We start from the raw sequence: 21,766 nt of genomic DNA on the forward strand, positions 1-21,766 counted from the left end.
CTGGTCAACGGGTTCAGCGCAGATTGTTTTTTCAACAAATACAACTCCTTTCAGGAATGAGTCCAGAAGAGTAACCGGGTTAACAGAAGGAGTAACCTATTACTTCAGAATCTGGACAGCAGACGAGGTTCCTAACTGGTCGGCAATTTCAAATGAAACATCCTGTTATGTCCCGATTGTAATTCCCGGGGTAATAACAGACCTTACTGCAATCCAGGGCGAATACTGGGGGACGATTAAACTTACCTGGACAGCGCCTGGCGCTGACGGCTATTCAGGTGACCTTACAGCAGGATGCACATTTGCAATCCAGTGGTCAACTATAACTTACAGTAATCCAAACGCCATCGTGTGGTCAACTATGACTCCAAATATAAGAATTAGTACCGGCAGCCCAATAGCTGTCAAGCCGGGTGATAAACAGGACTGGATTGTTGATACAGAACTTCCCCAAAACTCAACCTATTATTATTTCCGTATCTGGACAGCGGATATGAAAGCCCACTGGTCAGAAAAATCTACTTTAGCTACAAATGTATATTTATTCTGCCAGTTTGGACTTGATTTATTAGTTGAACCAACCTACTATGATTATGGTATACTTTTAACAAACATTTCTTCTGTTTCTGCAAGCGCGGTTGTTGTCACCAGTACAGGCAATGTGTATCAGAATTATGGATTATATATTGATACAGACGCTTTTGCAGCCTTAAATACTGAATGGACTGTTGCCACAACCACAACGGGACTAAACGAATTTCTCCTGGAAGGGATATTCAATAGCGCAAGGCCTGATTCTTCGGACTTTGCGTCCGGAGGCGGTAATGATGTAATAATTCCATATTCACCGCCGGCTACACCCGTATATTGCAATTTTGCTGGAACGAAATATGGTATTGATAGCGGCGGTTCTTCAAACGGCTATAATGTCGGCGCTGCCAGTAACCGAAATCTCTGGTTTAAGTTATGGACACCAGTTGCTACGCATACTACTTCCAAACAGACAATTCCTGTGGTTATTACAGCGCAGCCAACTGACTATTCCCCATAGAGCGCAAGCGGTAAAATATGAAACATTACACAATCAAATTTTCGCTACTCGCTTACTTATTACTTACCACGCTACCGCTCTGCCGCTTTACCACGATGCTCTATGCCCGGGGAATCTCTTCGCCCTGCGGAATAATGCGCCTGCATAACCTAAAAATCGGACAGGCCTACCGGCTTGAACAGGTACTCGGTTATCCATTCAGTGTTAAATATAACGGTAATTCAAAAGAGATGCTGCTCATTTTCCTTCAATCCCCTCCTGAGCCGCACAAAGGGTATGAGCCAGCCCCGGATCTAAACTGGTTTGAGTTAGAAAAATCTTCTTTTACTTTTAGCCCCGGCGCTGATAATGCGGAAACAGATATCCTGATAAAAATCCCTAAAAATAAAAAATATCTCGGGGAAAAATATGTCCTGCATATATATTCCAGAACCGTCTTTCAGCAGGATTCCGGGCAGAGCAGCTCTCAGAACATATCTCTCGGAATGGCGCTTATGTGCAAGTTGTATTTTGAAATTTCTTCTTCTCCGCCAACAAAAAAAGAAATTAAACAATTAAAAAAATCAAGAAAAAAATAATAGTTTTTGTTATTCTTTTAACATTTTTCGGCATATTATTTGACTCAAAGTTGCTGTTTTGGTATACTGCAAATAGAAAGTATAAATTAACTACCTGACTCCCTAAGGCTACTCCTAAATTTTTTATGAAACTTATGAAATACGGTTATTTTGATGTAAATAACAGAGAGTATGTTATAACCCGTCCCGATACTCCGCAGCCGTGGATGAACTTTCTTGGGACAAATAACCGCTATTGTGTTATGATTTCAAACAATGCCGGCGGCTATTCTTATCATATTGACGCTAAAGATAAAAGATTAACCCGCTATAGGTACAATGGGCTTACCATGGACCGCCCGGGAAAATACATTTACATCCACGATAGGAATTCAAAAGACTACTGGTCGGCATCCTGGCAACCGGTAGGCAAAGACCTGTCAAAGTTCAAAACTGTTTGCCGGCATGGCCTGGGCTATACTGCCATTGAAAGTGAATATTTAAAAATAAAAACAAAAGTGACATATTTTGTTCCTGTTAATAAAGATTATGAGCTTTGGTATCTTGAAATTGAAAATCTTTCAAACTCAAATAGAGAGCTTTCAATTTTTGGATATACCGAATTTTCCATGTGGAATGCTTGGAATGATGTCTTTGACCTTCAGGCCTGCCTTAATACTGCGCGTATAGAATTTTTAAATAATACGGTATATCATAACTCTTACGCTGAATCCGCAGAAGGCAATATTGAAACAAAAACACCCTGGAAACAGAATTTTGGTTTTTTCACCGCCAACCGAAAGGTAAATTCGTTTGATGTTCAACGCGATATTTTTATTGGTAAATGGCGCAACGAGAGCAATCCGGTTGCTGTTGAAAACGGCAAAGGTGCAAATTCTAATTTCAACGGCGGAATACCGGTTGGAGCGCTGGAGCTGAAAATTACTCTTAAACCAAACCAAAAGAAAGAAATTGTTTTTGCTTTAGGGGTTACAGAAAAGCAATACGGTGAAAAAAAATGGATTAAACAAGACCTGGAACCTAAAAATGTCAAAAATGAATTAAGTAAATTAAAAAAGTTTTGGGATGAATTTTTGTCGGTTCTGCAGGTCAAAACGCCGGATGAAGGGTTTAATGTTATCACTAATACCTGGAACCGTTACCAAATTAAAACCGACTCGGACAAATTGATTACCTGGTATAATACAGGAATAGGTAAAGGTTTTGGATTTCGCGATTATTTACAGAAATCAATAGCTTTATCAACGCTTGACCCGAAGAGAGCTAAAGAAATTATATTGACCCTGTCCGCTATTCAGCGTTCGCAGGGAGATGCTTATCACTCATACTTTCCTTTAAGTAAAACGAGTAGCGGTTTAGGCTTTTCAGACGACCCCACCTGGCTGCCAATGGCTGTTTGCGCGTATATAAAAGAAACCGGCGACTTTGGAATATTAAATAAAATTATCCCCTTTGCTGATAAAGGAAAAGCAACTTTATTTGTTCATCTTTGCAGAGCCTTGAAATACGTATACACTAATACCGGAAACCAGGGGCTTCCATTGCTTAAAACCGCTGACTGGAATGACACTTTAAACCCGCCAGGCGCCGCAGAATCGCAAATGGTAGCATGCAATTTTGTTTACGCGGCAAAACTTTTTGCTGAATTGGCGGATTATTGCGGCAAAAAAAAAGAAGCTGCCTGGGCAAAGAAAATGGCTGAGGTTATGTCGGAAAGAATAAATGAAACCTGCTGGGATGATGAATGGTATGTCAGAATGTTTGATGGTAAAGGAAAAAAAGTCGGGGGTTTTAGAAAACCGGAAAGAAGAATATTTTTGAACGCTCAAAGCTGGGCTGTTATTGCCGGTGTTGCTGATTTAACTCGCGGAAAAACAGCCATGGATTCGGTCCGCCGGTGGTTGGCTTCTAAATATGGGCTTCATTTATTATGGCCGCCTTTTGAAAAATATGATCCAAATATAGGTGAAGCTGGAATATTCATACCGGGGTTTAAAGAAAATGCGGGGATATTTGCTCATCCGAATCCCTGGGCCTGGATAGCGGAATGTATCCTGGGCAGGGGGGACAGAGCCTTTGAATATTATTCGTCTTTGAACCCCTATAATAGAAACGAAATCCCTGATATATATCAGGCAGAACCGTATGTTTTTTCTCAGGTTATGGTTGGAAAATGTCACCCGGAATTTGGCAGAGCGCGCAATTCCTGGCAGACAGGCGCGGCGCCCTGGGCCTATGTTGCGGGAACCCAGTATATTTTAGGCATAAAACCTCATTATCAGGGGTTGGAAATAGATCCGTGTATTCCAAAAAAGTGGAAAGCTTTTCAGGCAGTTCGTAAATTTAGAGGAGTAACCTATAATATAAAAGTGGAAAATCCCGCGGGGCTGTGTAAGGGCATTAAAGAAAAATATGTTAATGGCAAATTATACAAAGAAAAGTATCTTCCTATCCCTAAAGCAGGCAGTAAGGTGGAAGTAAAAATAGTACTGGGTTAGAAACCCAAAAGGAGTAATTTATGCGTAAATTAATAGCGCTGTTTATTTTTAGTGTTGTTTTTTCTGCAACAAATGTAGTTTCGTCTGAAAGTTCTTCAGTAAGTAACAGCCCGCAAGAGGGATATCAGGAAATTATTGATGAAATTAATGCCATGATACCGTATTATCAAACCAAGTGCAAAGAATTTAAACGTGATATTGATGAATTAAAAGAATCGGAACGGGTTGTAGCCCTTTCCGCTATTGAGAAAAGACTCGGTGTGGTGCTTTTTTTACGTTCAAAAGACAGGATGGTTTTTCCTTCAAGCAGGCCCCTGCCGGAAGAGCGGATTTCAAAAGATACAGTGATAAAAGCCTGGTCCTGCCGTAATCAGACACGTTCCTTTACCATTGAGTGTTATTGTATTAAGCCGTTGAGTAAACTTGAAGCAAAACTAAGTGAACTTAAACTTGAAGGCGGCGGCGGAATTATCGGGAGCGAAAAAATTTGCGCCTACAGCATAATTCCGGTACCGATTCGCTGGTCGCGTCCATTTCGCCAGGATGGCCGTCCTGAAGGACCCTGGTATGAATGGCTGCCTGCATTTATGGCAGAAAATACTCCTGTAGCTGTTCCCTTGAAAGCCTATAGAGAGGTTGAACAGAAAGAAGAGTATGCCCAGCGTTTCCTTTTTCAAGTTCGCGTGTCTTCAGTACAAAAACCTGGTTTTTATTCAGGCAAAATTACGGTAAGTGTTGACGACTCGATTATTCAGGAAATACCAGTGTGTTTTGAGGTTCTTTTGCCGGTGTTGGATGATTGTAATGATTGGTTACGCGCTTTTTTTGAAGGCGGTAATCCCGGACTTGACGGTTATTCAATGATTAAAGATTATGGTTTTAATACAGTTGCGCTTTGGGCAGATACTGTTTATCAGGGTTGGGGGAAGGGCGCTTCCTATGGCTGGTATAGATTTGACTCCAGGTTAAAAGAAATAGAAAAATCAGGTTTATGGCCCAAAAGAAATATGCCCTGGGTTTATTTTCTTCAGGAACGTTGTTTTGGAAACCGGGTTGCTAATTGGGGTGGAACTCAGCAATATCCTTCAGAGGAATATAAAACTGAATATGTAAAACGTCTGAAAGAAATTTATGACCGTTGTAAAGAAAAAGGCTGGGGGTTACCTATAATTGTAACTAACGATGAGTCATCGGATGTGAGTAAATGGGGAGAAGGAATGGTTGACTGTATGTTTGATTTAAGCGAGTTAGTGAAAAAAAATATCCCGGGTTCAAAAACCTATTGTACGATTTTTCAGGCAGGGGACTGGAAACGTTTTTATGAACACCCAAAAGCAAAAGCGATTGATTACTGGGTTTCTAACAACTGCTGTCCGTATGGAGCAAAGATGCTTACAAGTATTTCTGGGGTTTTTGGTGAATACAGGGGTTCCCACATGTTGCGAAAACCCGGCAATATGCGTTTTGATATAGGCTGCCGTTCTTTTCTTTATAATGCAAAATATTCTTTTCGGTGGGGTAATCTCTGGTGGGTAACACTTGAGACGTTAAACGCAGAAGAAAAATATGGCTATGTACTGAACACAGTTCAGTACCGCCTGAAGAAGTCAAAACGAATGATTCCTGCCTGGGTCTTGGACAGTTTACGGGAAGGCATTGATGACCGCAGGACTTTTGAAACGTTGTCTGTTCTGGCGCAAGAAAGTTCTGATGTTGACAAGAAAAAGGTTAATGAATTATTAGAAAAAATTAAGCTTGAAACTCTTAAGAATATAAATCCTGCAGGCTTAACTTCAGGCCCCGGTATTGATACCTGGCCGGATAGCGATGTCTGGACCTGGCAACATGATATAGATGCTATGCCTGATGTCAGCTGGATGGATGGTTGGAGACGTCAGTGCGCAGACCTAAGCGCTGAATTGTTAACAAAAAAGAAGTAAGAATTTTATTTTTTGAGGTTTTAAATGAAAAGTTTATCGCTGAATGGTAAATGGCTATTGACCTGGATTTCTCAAAGCGCTATCAAGGGAAAAGACATTCGGACAGTAGAAGATGACAAGAGAAATTGGATTGAAGCTTCCGTGCCCGGCGATGTCCACTTAGACTTAATCAAAGCTGGTTTGATTGAAGAACCCCTTTATGCCAAGAATGCGGAGAAATGCCGTTGGATTGAAGAAAAAGAATGGTGGTATCGCAAAGAATTTTCAATAGATAAAACAGCTAAGTATAAAAGAATAGAGCTTGTTTTTGAAGGACTAGATACTACTGCGGAGATATATCTTAATGGCGAGAAAATAGGCAGGCATAACAATTGTTTTGTGCCTTATGGTATAGATGTAAGTGAAAAAATCCAGGAAGGCGTGAATGTATTAATAATTAAACTTGATTGCGGCCTACTGAAGGCTAAAAATAAACCATTAAGGGAATATGGGCCCAAAGCAGAAAGGCGTATGTGGATTCGTAAGCCGCAGTTTACTTTTAAATGGGATTGGGCTCCGCGGCTTCTTACCTGCGGTATCTGGCGCAGCGTAAAATTAGTTTTCTATGAAGAGGTAGCCATTCGTAATGTCTATTTAAGTTCATTTCTCAAAAAAAATACAGCAGAGCTAACCATAGAGGCTGACCTGGAAAATTTCTTAAACAAAGAGCAAATTTTGAATCTTGATATATCAATAAGAAACGGGACAAGACACTTCCAGAAAGTTTTAATTACTTTGAAGCCGGGATTGAACAAGATAAAAAACAAGATAATATTGAACAAACCCTTGCTCTGGTGGCCCAGGCCTCTGGGGAATCCTCACCTCTATGATTTTTCCTTAAAGGTGGCTAAAGGCCAGCAAATTTTAGATGAGTATGTCTGCCGATACGGCATACGTGAAATAAAGATACTGCAAAACCCCCTGCCCGAGGGTGGAAAATCTTTTACTTTTTTAGTTAATGGAAAAAAAGTTTTTTGCAAAGGAGCAAATTGGGTTCCCGCTGATTCAATTTTTGCCAGAGTAACCAAAGAAAAATATAGAAAACTTATCGAATTAGCTGAAGAAGCTAATTTCAACATGCTTCGCGTGTGGGGCGGCGGGATTTATGAAGATCCTTACTTTTATGAACTTTGTAATGAGAAAGGTATTATGGTCTGGCAGGATTTTATGTTTGCTTGTTCCCTGTATCCGGACAATGATATTGAGTTCTGCCGGGAAATAAAGAGGGAATCTGAACTGGCTGTTAAAGAATTACGTAACCACCCCTGTTTAGTTATCTGGTGCGGTAACAACGAAAATGACTGGATGTTTCATGATAAACATTTTGGACCGGTACGGTTTTTTTATGGAAGGAAAATATATCATCGGCTATTGCGGGAAATCTGTAAGCGATTAGATCCGGGCAGGCCTTATTGGCCCAGCAGTCCTTATGGAGGCAACCATCCCAATAGTGAAAACCAGGGGGACAGGCATAATTGGGATGTTATTAAAGTTGCTGACTATAAAAATTATCAAAAAGACAAGGGTAAGTTTATAAGCGAGTTTGGGGTATTGTCTTGCCCTAATAAATCCAGCCTAAAACACTATTTACCTCAGAATGAACATTATTTAGGTTCTCCTTCCTGGCAGTTCCATAATAACAAATTTGAAAAAGGCACTATTCTTAAAGCGATTTCTATTTTTTTTAAAGACACGAAGAAATTATCTTTAGCAAGATATATTAAACTCTCCCAGCTTTTGCAAGGGGAAGCTTTGAAATTTGCCATTGAAAGCTTCAGGCGCCGTAAATATAATTGCAGCGGCTCCCTGTTTTGGATGTACGCTGATTGCTGCGGAGGGGTTGGTTGGACAATAATTGATTACTATTTAAGCCCGAAACTCAGTTATCATTATGTTAAAAAGGCCTATGAACCTGTTTTGGTTTCAATCAAAGAAGAAAATGATGGTTTTTCCATTTGGCTAATCAATGACACTCTGAGAGAACTGCGCGGAGAACTGGAATACGGTTTACGGGAGCTGGCAGGTAAAAAAAACCAAGAGAGCAAAAGGATTTTTACAAGAGCAGCAGCTAATAGTTCTAAATGCGTGGTGAGAATAAATAAAGACGGAGACTGCGCCAACTGCCATTATTTTGCTAAGTTCAGAGTTAACGGTAAAATAGTAAGTGAAAACAGCCTAAATCCGGCATTAACAAACCTAGTAAAATTTATTGATTAACCGCTTTCAGTGTTGAATTTCTACAAAACGGGATGAATGTGCAGATAAAATTCTAATGAATTTAATCAACCAGCCTAAATTTATATCGTAGCCGTCATTTTTTAGATATTCCCAAATTTCAAATAAGGTCCTTTTACCATTACACAGGAATAATACTAACCGTAATTCTCTATCCACCCCGGAAGCTATAGATATTTCTAATTCTTTTTCTATTTCTTCTTTAGTTTTCTGATCAAAACTTTCCCAGGAAAAGTAGCCAAGGAATTTCCTTTTAGGAACCAGGGCCCTTGCTTCCAGTTCCTCTTTTGCTAAAATAGGTTTTTGTGAAACGTCTTTCTGTTTTATTAACCCGGCTTTTTTATAATATTTCTGCTGTTTTTTGAAATACTGCAGTTCATTTGCAGCAAAGAGCGAAAGATCCTTAGCCATTTGTGATAAATAATCTTTTAACTGGCCCAGGTCCCTATTTTTGACTAATCTGGCAAGCAATCCAAATCCGAGTTTTGTTTTATGTTGTATATGTTTAACTCTGTTTTCTAGTTCTTCTAAATTTTTAAAACTACCGCCGTCAAGTTGTCTGCCGAGAAAATCAATTATTTTTTTCTTTGTTTTTTCGCGCAGAGCGCTTGCAAGCCAAAAAACTTCTTTGAATCCGGCATTTGCAATAAAATAAATGTAAGTGCCGCTTGCTTTGCCTATTTCATATACTGTAGGCAAAGAAATATTTTCTTTCCTGTCAAAGGACGTATGATAAAAAATATCAGGCCATTGGCCTACAGTGGGGATAGGAACATTAATTGCCGGTTCTCCCAAAAGATTATCCGCTTCACAGTAGGACATTTCTTTGTACTTAAAAAGAGAGTTTTCACTGGTAATCCTTGAAAACAGTTTTTCTAACAAAACATCCGTATAACTTAAAGCAAAAGGCGTGCTTTGCATTAAACGGCAGATAGTCCTGTTTGTATTCTGGTCATTGCCCACCATATCTAAATTTATGCCTGCAATAAATTTCCTGAGTTTATTTTCGTTACCCGCAAAATTGTTAACAAAATATTGCAACCCTCTGACTTCGTAACTAAAGATTAAACGGATTCCTCTTTTGGGAACATTTAATTTCTTTTTGTTAACCAGTTCTTTAAGGGCTCGTACAATTTCAAGAGCTAAGGCGCAGCCGGAAGCATTATCGTTGGCGCCTGGCTCGCACAAATGCCCTGTAACAATAATTTCTTCTTTCGTCTTTCCGGGAAATAATCCTGTAGCTAGGGGTAAACTTCCTTTATAGATACGGGTATCTACTTTTGCGAAAACCCTGACTTTCCCGTGCTCTTTTATTAAACTTCTGAGGAATTTCCCTTTTTCAGGGCTTAAAGAAAAACCAAAAACTTTTTTACCATTTTGCCAGCAAGGTATGGTATAATTATGCCATTGAGTTAACTTATCTGAAAAATCACAAAGGGGTGACGGAGTAGATAAAACATCGCTTATTATCCCTACCGCTCCTTTTGAAAATGCCAATTCACTCAATTTTATTCCGTCAGTATTAGTAAAAACTATTTTATTTCGTACGTCCAGAGCTTTATAACTTTCTTCTTTGTCAGCAGAATCAATCAATACTATTTCAGCAGTTATTCCTTTATCGGAAGTTGGAGGGCTGAACATCATTAAAGATTGAGGGTTTTCCTTGTAGCGGGCTAATACCTTATTTTCTATTTTGGGTTCAATTATTTCCAATAATGCGTCTTTTACGTCCCAGGCATTAGGCATTACCAAACCGCCGGGACTTGTCTTTCCATCAGCAGGGTATTCTATTATTCTTGTGTCAGATAACCCAAGCTCGTTCATAATTTTTTCTATTGTCTTTGCAGTCTCATTTATTTTATCAAACGAAAACCAACGGGCAGATTCCCATATACGGCCTATATAACCGTCTATATTGTTCTTGGAAAGTTCCAATTCAATTAAATCCCAGATGTTTTTATACATTTTCTTTAACTCAACTCCTTGCCCCGCTGATTACGAAGACCCTGAATGACACGGGGTTGGGTGAATATTTACGTTTAGTTTTCCTAAAAATAATTATACATAAATAATTAAAATTTTTCAATGCAACAAGTTTTTCAATGCCCGCCTGACAAGTTTTTATTTTTGTTATAGAATGATGTGGAAAATTAAAGTTTGGGAGTTTTTTGGAGAGAAAAATGCGCTTGAAAAAATATTTTAAAAAAACCCTTGACAAAATTACAAACATAGGTTATAATACAAATATCAGTAGTGTCGTTCTTTGATTTTTGATATTTTTTCTTATTGAACTTCATAAGACCCGAAAAGGCAAACTCCGAGAAATCTGAGGGCGCAAAACCAAAGGGGCTAAAGGTAATATTTACCAAAATGCTAGCCGGTCATCGATAATGCTGAATATTAGTAGAAAAAAATAAAAGTGATAAATATTATTCATGTCAGCCGAGTTACCGAAGGAATGCAATGGTGTCTTGCCAATAGCTATGAAGTTATGGTTGTGCAACAATTGCATATTTTCAGCAACTCGGTTTTTTTATTGATAAGCATAACTTTATCAAATTGTAAAACTTTTTTTAGGTTTGAAATCATATAGTATAGGAGGATGGTAAAAATGGTTCAACTAATTCTTAAATTTGCAAAAGTATTATCAGCGGTATTTGTGAGTATGTTATTTACATTAGAAGTATTTGCCGGGTCACCAGGCACATCAGCGGCGCAATTTTTAAAGATAGATGTAGGAGCAAGGCCCGTCGGTATGGGCGGGGCAAGCGTGGCCTTGGCAAAAGATATAGATGCCTTGTACTATAACCCGGCAGGGCTGGTAGGGTTGAAGACAGGTGGAGGAGGCGCAACGTTATCGCATACTGTGTGGTTAGAAGGGACATCTGTAGAATATGTGGGTTTTGGATACAAATTCAGCAAAAGTATAGCATTAGGATTAGCAGCTACGATGTTCAATTCAGGGAGTATGGATAAGACAGACAATACAGGCGCCAATATAGGAACATTTAGTATGACAGACACAGTGATAGCGCCGGTGGTAAGTATGCGGGTAAGCAAGAGTGTTGCGATAGGAATCAGCGCGAAGATGATACAGGAATCGATAGATAATGCAAGCGGGAGTACTTTTGGCGTGGATGTAGGTGGTTTGATAAAGAATATAGGCGGTAACAAGAGGATATGTTTAGGGTTTGTAGTGCAGAATGCCGGGTCGGGCTTAAAAGTGGATAAAGAGACGAGTTCATTACCGATGAATATAAAGGTAGGAACAGGATATAATTTAGACAAACTGAATTTAGGAGTAGATATAAGCATGCCCAGTGATGAGGGAGTAGGGGTGAATTTAGGGTGTGAGTATGCGTTATTTCAGGATGCAGCCGGCGGATTGTATGCCCGGGCGGGCGTAGCAACAGCGAAGATGGCAGATTTAGGAGCGATGGGAGGATTGGCTTTAGGTGTAGGGTATAATACAAAGGTAGTAAAATTTGATTATGCGTTCAGTCCGGCAGGAGACTTAGGAACTGCTCATAGAGTTTCTATGGGATTAAATTTCTAAAAAATGCTAAGTTCATTAAAGAAGTCAATAATATTAATATTTCTTTCTGTTTTTTGCGTATCAATTGTTTTTTCCCAGGGTTCATATATATTGACTGAAACTGTTGGAGCGCGAGCCTTGGGTATGGGAGAAGCATTTACTGCTGTTTCGGATGATGTAAATGCAATTTATTGGAACCCAGCAGGTATAGCATTATTAGCCAGGCCAGAATTTGGAGCAATGTTTCTAGAAAATGTTGAAGATAGTAAGTATACTTTTTTAGGAATGGTTTACCCGTTTGAAAAAATATCCTTTGGCGCAAGTTATGCAAGTTTTGATGGCGGGGCTATGGATATTTTTACAGAAAGCGGGGTAAAGACAGTTAATGCAAATAAAGATTATGTTGGAATATTGAGCGCGGGCAAAAGTAATTTTTTTAGAAACTGTGATGCCGGGGTAAGTATAAAAATGCTTTCTTCAACTTTGATTGAAAAATATGCCGCAAGTTCTTATGCGGTAGACTTAGGAATATTAAAGAAGGTCAGAAAAATTTCTTTTGGTTTAGCTATACAAAATATAGGTCCGGGAATAAAATATATGACTCAGAGTGAATCCCTGCCTTTAACTATCAGAACAGGCGCTAGTTATAACTTAGTGAACAGCGATAAACATATACTTTTGGCTGCTGGAGATTTGATTAAAGTATCTGATGAGAGAGTAAAATTTAATCTTGGCGCAGAATACTGGTATGTAAAGGTTTTTGCTCTTAGGGTTGGTTATAAGGCGGGTTATGATTCAGATTCTATTACCTGGGGTTTTGGGTTTAATTTTAGGAAATATAAATTTGATTATGGAGTAGGTCTTTTAGGCGATTTTGGCTTAACAAACAGGATGTCATTTTCAATAGTATTTTAGGGGGGGGCAAGTTACATGAATAGGAATTTTAAGTATTTAGTATTAAGCTGTTTTTTAGTGACGATAGCAAGTTGCGCAGTAGTTCAACAAGCTGAAAAGACTAGTTTAGAATTAAATAAACCAACAGCTCTACAAAAACAAACTGTTTCAACCACTAAACCAACTAAACCCGCACCGGCTCCGGCAGCATTAGAAAAACCCGCAGAACCTCCGGCTCCGGCAGCATTAGAAAAACCCGCAGAACCCCCGGCTCCGGCAGCATTAGAAAAACCTGTTCCGGCAACAGCTCAAAAATTTATTTGTAGATTTGAAGATGCTTCAGTAATTTCTGATATTACCCTTTATGCGGGAGGAGAGACCTTAAATTTAGAAACAAAAAAGGAATTCGTTAGTGAGGGAAAATCATCCATTAAAGTAGAGTGTCCCGCCGCCGGGGCTACTAGTGGTATTAAACTTCTGAGTTCAGTAATGGAAACAACTGACATAGAAGGGTATGAAAATTTCTGTTTAGATGTTTACAATCCCGGTAAAATCATGAGATTTGATATTGACCTTTACAATATAACAAAGGAAGAGGAAACAAGATATAGAAAGTATGACGTTTTTTTGAAGCCAGGATGGAATACAGTTAAGCTGCCTGTAAATGATATTTTTAAAGCCTACGGAGATGTTTTAGGGATGGACCAGTTTCTTATTACCGTAAGGGAGCAATTTCTGCCAAGTGTGCTTTATTTTGATAATTTCAGGTTGGAAAAATAGGGAGTAATATGTTAGGAAAATTATTTTCAAGTGTTGCGCTAATCAGTTTTATCTGTTCAGCCAATATGGTTTATGGACAGTTTCTTATTAATGATTGCGATAGCGCTGATGTGAACATTAAAGCTACAGGAAGCGCAAGTATAAGTATTGACAATACCGCAGGGCATTTCACTCATGGAACCGGTAGTATGGAAGTGGTGATGACGCCCAGCGCGGGCGGCGCGGGTTTTAACTTTAACAAAGATGCATTTTTAATAAAGGATTGGACTCAATACAATGAATTTAAGTTTGATGTCTACAATCCAAATAACTCAGCAGCTATATTTGACATAGATTATTTGGATGCATCCGATGGGAAACTAACACAGGGTTATAGAAATTCAGTGGCGGCAGGCGCTCTTACAACATACAGTATTTCTGTTTCAGGTATTCCAAATGTGAGTACTCTTACTCGTGTATTATTTTCTATAAGACCGGATGACCCTGCTTGTACTCTTTGTTTTGATTATTTCAGATTAGAGGGAGGAGGTCCGCCAACATATAAGCTAAGCGGGAAGGCCATAAAAAGTAGCGGGGCGGGTATAAGCGGAGTAGCTATAACACTCACCGGTAATACTTCAAGTCAATATTTGACATTAGCTGATGGATACTATGAATTCAACGGTTTAGTAGAAAAATCTACTTGTGTAGTGACACCAAGTAAAAATAATTGGACGTTTGCTCCGCCAAGTTTACCCTATCTTGGGTTAAATGCTGGTTATTCCAACCAAAATTTTACCGGTACTTATGCAGGCGCCACCTATACTATAGATGGATTTATCACTGATAAAGATAGCAGGGGTATTAGTGGAGTAACATTAAAAGCAAGCGGGTCCGGGGGAGATGCGGTTACCTCTGCTGCAAATGGTTATTATAAATTCGAGCAGATGGTACCCGGATATTATTCAATAACTCCAAGTAAAACAGGCTATGCCTTTGAGCCGCCCGATAGATCTTACACACCTTTGAGTGATTCCCAGACTGGCCAGCTCTATACAGGGAATATATCTGCTGAATTGGGTTCTGTCCGGTTATTCAACAATGAAATAAACATAACCAATAACGGGCAAGTAACCCTAGTATGTAATTTGGTTACTTCCGGCAGAGTAAAAATAAAAGTGTATGATTTTAAAAGGACCTTAGTGAAAGTAATAGCAGATGAAGATTTTAATGCAGGTTTGACTCTTAAATCCTGGGATGGCAAAGATAGTAATGGCGCAGCAGTACCATCAGGTATTTATTTAATAAAAACTCAAGCTCCAGGGTTTAGTACAACAAAAAAAGTTTGCGTGATTAAATGAAAAAAAATATTTTTTTATGTCTGATTCTGGTTTTTTGCGATAGTTATCTTTTCGGGGTCCTTGATGAAACAACAGCACCCGGAGTAAGGGCTCAGGGTATGGGTGAAGCCTATGTGGCTCTTTGCGACCAGGTAGACAGCGGTTTAATTAATCCTGCAGGCTTGGTCCAGCTGTCAAAAAAGTCAGTAGGTTTATTCTATAGTAATCTTTATCCGGGACTGGTCAATGATAATATTAATTCACAGTTCGTTAGTTATGCTCAGCCGCTATTTTCTCCAAAAAGAGTTATTGGAATTAATTTATATACTTTTTCTGCGGATAAATATACGGAATATGTGGGAGCATTGTCTTTTGCTTCCAAATTTGGCAGTAAACTTAGTTTAGGGTTGAATATCAAATACCTGGGTTGGAACAGCAGCCAGGTTGTTTCCTTTAATGACAGCAGTGAAGCATTGGAAAAAAACACTAATGACCTGGATTTGGGGCTGTTATATAGAATCAGCGATAGACTATCCTGCGCAGTGGCAGGTAATAATCTGTTGGGCTCAAATATCAGTGTTAGCAAGAATGAATGTTTGCCTTTAATAACAAGAGCAGGACTTGGATACCGCAGCGCTAATGGTTTAAATTATGCTTTTGATATTATGGTTAAAGGTAGTGAAATGAAATATTTTACAGGCCTAGAAAAATGGCTAAGTGAACTGATTGGAGTAAGAGCGGGAATGAATTATATTTCCTCCGGCGGTAATATGTCTTTTGGTTTTACTTACCGTAACGTCAACAAGGAAAGGTTGAATTATTCTATTGACTACGCTTTCATTAGCCCGTTATATATGCAGGTGGGACAAGTTCATAGAATTGGATTCAGTTTTAGTTTTGGCGGGGATGTAATTCCAGGTAAAACTGAAATATCAAAAAAGAAAAATTTAGTAGTAGAGGAAGTTGAACCAGCAGAGTTAATTTATTATAGTTTGAATGAAGGTTCCGGGGATAAAATAAAAGATGAAAAGAAAAAAAGTTCTCCAGGAACTATAACAGGGGCAACCTGGATAGATGGCCCTCCCGGGCGCGGTAAGGCGCTAAGTTTTAACGGAGTAGATAACCATGTAACCATACCCTATTCAGATATATTTAACTTAGGCAATATTAAAGGCAGTGAGTTGGTTTTAGAGCTGTGGGTTAAACCTGAAGCCGCTGAAAGTAAAGAGTTGAATGCTCTTTTAGATAAACATAATTCTTACTTTTTAAGATTAATGCAAAATAAGATTGTTTTTGTTATTATATCAAACGCGGTACAATATAACGTTGTTAGCAATGCTTCATTAATTGACAATAATTGGTATCATATTGTTGTAACTTATGACCAAAAAGCTATGAAGATATATATAAATGGCGAATTGGATGTTACCAAGCCCCAGGAAGGTTTTATTGATCCAGGCGACGAAGAAGATATTTATTTAGGTAAAAGAGAAGGCCTGGGTTATTTCCGGGGCGGCCTGGATGAAATTAGATTATACAATACCGCCTTGCCGGATACGAAAATAAAGGAAATGTTTCATAGAAAATGAAGTGTTCAAAATATATTTTATTTATTCTGATTTCTATTTTAAGTTCAGAAAAATTGTCGGCTCTGCCGGCGGTTTTTGTAAAAGAGTTGGTTAACAGTTCCAAATTTGACGCCAGGAACGATGTTTGGAAAATAGAAAACAAACTAACCGAATGGCTGGTAGAAGAATTGAGCAGTACCGGGAAATATAAAGTGATAAGAGAAAAATTAGCGTGTAAAAACAGAGCTCTTGGGTCTAAAAATTGTTTAATAGAGGGCAAAGTTACTGAATTTGATTTAGGAGCGGCAGCCCTTGACGCTTATTGTTTTGAGTATATGAATTATTATGCAAAAGTAAAAATAGAACTTGAATGCAGTTATTATTTGTCTGACGGTACTAAAACGTTTACAGTAATAGGCAGTGGTGAAGACAAAAACCAGAAAATAAGGCCTTTTTATTCTCATTTAGTTCCAGAAAAGGATGATCAGAGTAATGAAATGGTAACTGATTTCAAAACACGCAACCAGGTTAAATGGGGCGATTCAAGTTTCAACACAAGCGTTGTTGGAAAAAGTTGCAGGCAGGCAATAATGGAATTGGTAAATGATTTTAATCTGCTGGAGTCAAATTTCGTTAGATGAGGAAAAATAATTACAATGTGTAAAAATGTTTTTATCTTAATAGGTTTAATGTTTTTGAGTGTAAGTTATGTTTACTGCGCTGATATGATAATTTACGAAGATACGCTTTCTTCCAGTTGGGAAAATCAGTCTATGGGTAGCGGCAGTGCATATAATTTTGACAGCAGTTCCCCTGTTTACAGCGGGAGCAAAGCTATTTCCTGCGCCATGTCCGGGAATAACTGGCCAAAATTTGTTCTGACTTGTACTTCTTTTTCTGTTACAAATTATAAATATTTAACTTTTATGATTAATGGAGGAACAGCAGGCAATCAAAATTTATTAATTATTATTGAGAAAAAGGAAGAAAACGAAACAAAGACATCTCTTTGTGAACTAAACAAATATATAGACGGCGCAATAATAGTTAAGGATGAATGGAAAAAAGTAACAGTGCCGCTTGCTGATTTCGGATTAGCTAGCGGGCAATTGAAAACAATTAAAATTGCAGATAGTGATAATGACGGAGAACTAACTTTTTATATTGATAGCATAAAATTAGTTGCTTCAGCAGCGGTTATTACAGGCCCTTTTTATCCCAAAATAAATATTTCGCCGTTTCCTGTTACAGCTGCGGGAAATGTGACAATCAATATTGATTTCAATGCGGAAGTTAATTTAAGCACTGCTCCTTATACAATACAATTGATTACAGAAAAAGGCCAATTGTATAATTTTACAGCGCCAAGCTGGGCGGACAATCAATCCTGGAGCGGTAGTTTGCCTGTTACAGCGGAGGCTGACGGCATTGTAACTCTGGAAATAAAAAATATTACTTTTACAGACGGCAGTAAATTAAATTATTATAAATATTCTTTTGTTATTGACACTCAAAAAATATTCCCCTATGAAAAGAAATTTTTTCCAAATCCATTTTCTCCAAACGGGGACGGAAAATTAGATTGCGCTCAAATTAGTTTTAGCCTGCCTGCGCCTGAAAAAGTTAGTCTGTGGATTTATGATTTAACAGGCAGGTTAATCCGCACTTTAGTTGAAGATGAAGAAATGACTAAAGTAAATGTTTCCTGGGATGGCAAGAATGACTCAGGGGAGGCCGCAAGCATTGGAGTGTATATTTACATACTTAAAATTGGTTCAGAAAAAACCAGAGGAACAGTCGTGCTTGTAAAGTAGAAGTATTGAAAACAATGAATAAAAAATTTCTTTTTATTACTTATGCGTTTTTTTTAGTTTTTAGTTTGTTTTTAGTGAATAATATTTCCGCTACTTCAGAAGGAATAACAACAGTTCTGCCTGAGTATTATAATATGTTTGGTGTTTCTATTGGCAATAGACTGGATGCAGTTTGTAATTATCAGGAAAAAGGAGCTTTAGACCCTGCTAACGGCGGGCTTTCAATAGATATGCCTACATTTTGGAACTATAGAATAGAATCTGTTAACATAGATTCAGAAAACCGCGACATTTATTTAGAAAATAAATTCCCAAATATGACAAATTCCATTATGATAACCAAGAAAGCCACCTATCGGTTTTTAAAAAGGTCCCTGAAATTTACTTCTTATACTTTAGATAAAGTTCAGTTTAAGGGTGTGAGCTGGAATCTCGATTACCCTGCAGGCGGGGTGAAAGGTATTTTTACCGCGCCGGGTATAATGGGTGATATTGGAAATCATGCATCAGGCGACTGGACCGAGGCGTGGGGTTTTAGAACGTTCAGGGAATTTGGAATCAATAGTGAAGTTGGCCCCTGTAATTTTCAACTGGGATTAAATGCCCTGAGACTATATAATACTCAAAAAATGGTAAATATACCTCCGCAGAGAGAAAATAGAATATATGGACTAGATATTCAAAATGCAAATCTATTTGGCCTGGAAGTGGAAGCAGAATACGAAAGAAATGAGAATAAAGTTTATAATGCTGCTGAAAAAGTTGCAATAACTTCATCTACCGCCAGTGTATATTTTTATAATTTTAAACGTAAATTTACTGGAGACACAGACGAAATAACAATTAACTATGAATTTTACAATAATGACCCTGGTTATTCCACTTCTCTTGATGGATATAATTTGGTTAATGATAATGATGATAAAAGTATATTTGTTGACCCTGATTCTACAAACAATACCGTTACTAAAATAGACAGGTTTAATCTTTTGTATGATAAAAACTTTAATGGTATTAATGACTGGAACGAAGATGGGTTAAGGTTTTATAATGACCCGCCAAGTTTTTGGTTAGGAGAAGATAAAAACCATAACGGCATAATAGATAAGTATGAAGATGATAGCTTGCCTGATTACAGGCATCCGCAGTTAAACCGTAAAGGCGCTGATTTTTCAATTACCTATAATCCAAAATATATTTCCCCTGATTTGACTTTGACTTTGAGAAGTTTGGATGAAAAAAATGTAAAAAGCAGTATTGACGGCGGGTTAAAAGAGTCAAAAGATAATTCTATAACGACTAATTATGCGGCAAAAATCTCTAATTCACTGTGCGTATTTAATCTTCAGGTAAGAAACATAAGTGATAATTTACAGGATGATACAGTTGTTCATCAGGGTTTTGGCGGGACAGACAATCTATATTACAAGAATAGTTTATTCATCTGGCCGTCAGTAGTTATACAATTTAAGGAGCTGGCTAATCTTGATATCCAATCGCAAATTTCATACAAACAGAATAGAATGCTAGATGACAAAAAAACCAGTTCCTGGGCAGGATCATTCAGCAAGGCCTCATATAAATATAAGTTGCCGTTTGATAATTTTCTGGGAAACCTATCGCTTATACCCGGGTATAAAATTTTAACAGAAAAAAGTTCTGAATCGCCTAAACCATTAGGGGCCCAGACCCCAGCCACGCAAAATAGTTATTATAATTTGGGCTTGTTCAGAACCGAATATACATTTGCCGAGAACATTATTCTTAGTCTGGGCACGGAGTATCTGCGGTACACAGATCTGTTAGACACATTTAATAACACAAATAACAGTTATTTCCGTAAATGGTATGGCGCAGAGCTGTTTATTAATAGCAAAGCTGCTTTTAATTTTACTCTTTTGGCTGGATATAAACATATATACATGGACTATAAAATTAATGATGGTAGAAATACAGAAGAAGATCTATATTTCATAAAAGTTTACGCTAGGGTCTATAGGTAATGCGAAATAATTTTGTAAAATAAATTTGGAAGGGAGAAAGTTAAAATGAAAAGAAATAAGTTATTGTTATTGGTTTCACTGTTTTTTTTAAATGTAACATTGTATTCTGCAACTGAAAGTGTAAAACTTATCAGACAGAACCAAACCATTTCTGCCGTAACTAGAGCCGGCAATGTTGTTACAGTTACTCTGTCTTCAAATTTTCCTAATGATAATCTAAAAGCAGGGCAGAAGATAGTTATTAAAAATGTAACTCCAACAAGCTTTAATGGCACATTTACTATTGCCTCAGTTGCCAGCCAGACAAGTTTTACTTATAACCAGACAGCTATCGATGCTTCCGGGTCCGGCGGCACCGCTGGCGGCGACTACACCAGTTTAGGTGACTGGGAAAGTACAGAAAAAGGTGATTTAGTATTTCTAAATCAAATTGCAGTTGCTGAATGTTATGATGACTGGACAGGTAATGGTATGGATATTGGCACAGGTTATTTTACCATAAGTAGGGACTGGGGTACGAGCGCCAGCTGTTACGTAAAGATTTATGTTCCGCCGAATGAAAGAAGAGCAGCAGCGAATCCGTTAAGATACAGGGGCGGAACTACAGCCAGGGGGTTTGGAATAACAGGCGCTGATTCAGCAAGTTATGAGGGTTTGATAAGGACCTATGCGAACTATATAAAATTTGAAGGGTTGCAGGTATGGTGTAAAGCAACGCCCTATAATATTTCCGCATTGTCCATAAGCGAGGTGACATCATCAAATAAAATTGAAATTACTGATTGTGTCCTTGCTGGTGCTTGTGGAAGGGCACTAGCAGTTTCATGCGCTCCCGGTATTGGAGTTCCTAAGGTATATGTTAGAAACACCCTTATGTATACTAGTTTTTCAGGCGACCATTATTCTTTATTAATTACAAATGATGTTGCTTCCGGCACTGAATGCTATCTCTATAATTGTGTAATTGGTAATGGTTTTGCTTGCGCTAGAATAGGAACAGCTATTGCAAAAAATACTTATGCAGCAAGATGGTACCCGTCACCGGATAGTATTTTTACAGGTAACAATAATGCGGGCGGCACTGCGGTTGTCCCTGGAGGCGGTACTTTAACTGATTTGGACGGAGGTAATCTGTTTGTGGATATTACTTCCGGGACAGAAGATTTTCATCTCAGGGAATATAGTCCATTGGCAGATGCGGGAGTAGATTTAAGCGCAGATGCAATTATGCCTTTTTCAAATGACATAGATGGACAGACACGAAGCGGCAGTTGGGACATTGGCTGTGATGAATATGGCGCGACTCAGAGCGTCCCAACGATTACCACTCCAACTTTAGCTAATGGCGGAGTAGGTTCTTCTTATAACGTAACTTTAACCGCTACAGGCGGGACAGCTCCTTATAGCTGGACAAATACTACTGCTTTACCAGCTGGTTTAACTTTAAGCGCGGCTGGAGCAATTTCCGGTACACCGACAGCGGTAGGTTCCACTACAACGACTTTCAGGGTA

The 21,766-nt window shown here is 38.4% G+C and carries 15 protein-coding genes and 1 riboswitch; of the genes, 14 read left to right on the forward strand and 1 reads right to left on the reverse strand.

Going from position 1 to position 21,766, the window contains the following annotated elements; genetic code table 11:
- The 5 genes from KKH91_05835 to KKH91_05855 form a co-directional block, all read left to right on the forward strand.
- Window positions 1-1,051, forward strand: a 1,051-nt coding sequence (locus tag KKH91_05835) for a hypothetical protein (GenBank protein MBU0952326.1), incomplete at its 5' end; no start/stop codon positions are given.
- Window positions 1,052-1,068: 17 nt separating this feature from the next.
- A complete protein-coding gene (locus tag KKH91_05840) occupies window positions 1,069-1,629 on the forward strand; it encodes a hypothetical protein (GenBank protein MBU0952327.1) in 561 nt (186 codons plus the stop codon).
- Window positions 1,630-1,754: 125 nt separating this feature from the next.
- Window positions 1,755-4,127, forward strand: coding sequence for a glycosyl transferase (locus KKH91_05845; GenBank protein ID MBU0952328.1), 2,373 nt, complete (start codon window positions 1,755-1,757; stop codon window positions 4,125-4,127).
- A 20-nt stretch (window positions 4,128-4,147) separates the two neighbouring features.
- On the forward strand, window positions 4,148-6,067 hold the full coding sequence (locus KKH91_05850; GenBank protein MBU0952329.1) for a hypothetical protein: 1,920 nt from the start codon (window positions 4,148-4,150) through the stop codon (window positions 6,065-6,067).
- 24 nt (window positions 6,068-6,091) lie between these two features.
- Complete coding sequence (locus tag KKH91_05855) at window positions 6,092-8,323, forward strand: hypothetical protein (protein ID MBU0952330.1); 2,232 nt, start codon at window positions 6,092-6,094, stop codon at window positions 8,321-8,323.
- A 6-nt stretch (window positions 8,324-8,329) separates the two neighbouring features.
- Here the strand turns inward: KKH91_05855 and KKH91_05860 are convergent, their stop codons facing one another.
- Window positions 8,330-10,306, reverse strand: coding sequence for a DUF4910 domain-containing protein (locus KKH91_05860; protein MBU0952331.1), 1,977 nt, complete (start codon window positions 10,304-10,306; stop codon window positions 8,330-8,332).
- A gap of 334 nt (window positions 10,307-10,640) precedes the next feature.
- A riboswitch (cyclic di-GMP riboswitch) is annotated at window positions 10,641-10,730 on the forward strand.
- Window positions 10,731-10,952: 222 nt separating this feature from the next.
- On the opposite strand from KKH91_05860, the gene KKH91_05865 reads away from it, so the two are divergent.
- The 9 genes from KKH91_05865 to KKH91_05905 form a co-directional block, all read left to right on the forward strand.
- Complete coding sequence (locus KKH91_05865; protein ID MBU0952332.1) at window positions 10,953-11,897, forward strand: PorV/PorQ family protein; 945 nt, start codon at window positions 10,953-10,955, stop codon at window positions 11,895-11,897.
- 3 nt (window positions 11,898-11,900) lie between these two features.
- A complete protein-coding gene (locus tag KKH91_05870; GenBank protein MBU0952333.1) occupies window positions 11,901-12,791 on the forward strand; it encodes a PorV/PorQ family protein in 891 nt (296 codons plus the stop codon).
- A 15-nt stretch (window positions 12,792-12,806) separates the two neighbouring features.
- Entirely contained in the window at window positions 12,807-13,550 is a 744-nt protein-coding gene (locus KKH91_05875; protein MBU0952334.1) for a hypothetical protein, read from the forward strand.
- 8 nt (window positions 13,551-13,558) lie between these two features.
- A complete protein-coding gene (locus KKH91_05880; GenBank protein ID MBU0952335.1) occupies window positions 13,559-14,890 on the forward strand; it encodes a carboxypeptidase regulatory-like domain-containing protein in 1,332 nt (443 codons plus the stop codon).
- Entirely contained in the window at window positions 14,887-16,458 is a 1,572-nt protein-coding gene (locus KKH91_05885; protein ID MBU0952336.1) for a hypothetical protein, read from the forward strand. Before KKH91_05880 ends, KKH91_05885 begins: the two co-directional genes overlap by 4 nt.
- Window positions 16,455-17,078, forward strand: a complete 624-nt coding sequence (locus KKH91_05890) for a hypothetical protein (protein ID MBU0952337.1) — start codon at window positions 16,455-16,457, stop codon at window positions 17,076-17,078. Before KKH91_05885 ends, KKH91_05890 begins: the two co-directional genes overlap by 4 nt.
- 15 nt (window positions 17,079-17,093) lie before the next feature.
- Window positions 17,094-18,251, forward strand: a complete 1,158-nt coding sequence (locus KKH91_05895) for a gliding motility-associated C-terminal domain-containing protein (GenBank protein MBU0952338.1) — start codon at window positions 17,094-17,096, stop codon at window positions 18,249-18,251.
- Between the two features lie 14 nt (window positions 18,252-18,265).
- Window positions 18,266-20,254: a hypothetical protein gene (locus KKH91_05900; protein MBU0952339.1), complete on the forward strand. Its 1,989-nt coding sequence runs from the start codon at window positions 18,266-18,268 to the stop codon at window positions 20,252-20,254.
- Between the two features lie 45 nt (window positions 20,255-20,299).
- A partial coding sequence (locus KKH91_05905) for an Ig domain-containing protein (GenBank protein MBU0952340.1) occupies window positions 20,300-21,766 on the forward strand: 1,467 nt, incomplete at its 3' end.

The sequence above is a fragment of the Elusimicrobiota bacterium genome (assembly GCA_018816525.1).
Lineage (GTDB): Bacteria > Elusimicrobiota > Endomicrobiia > CG1-02-37-114 > XYA2-FULL-39-19 > OXYB2-FULL-48-7.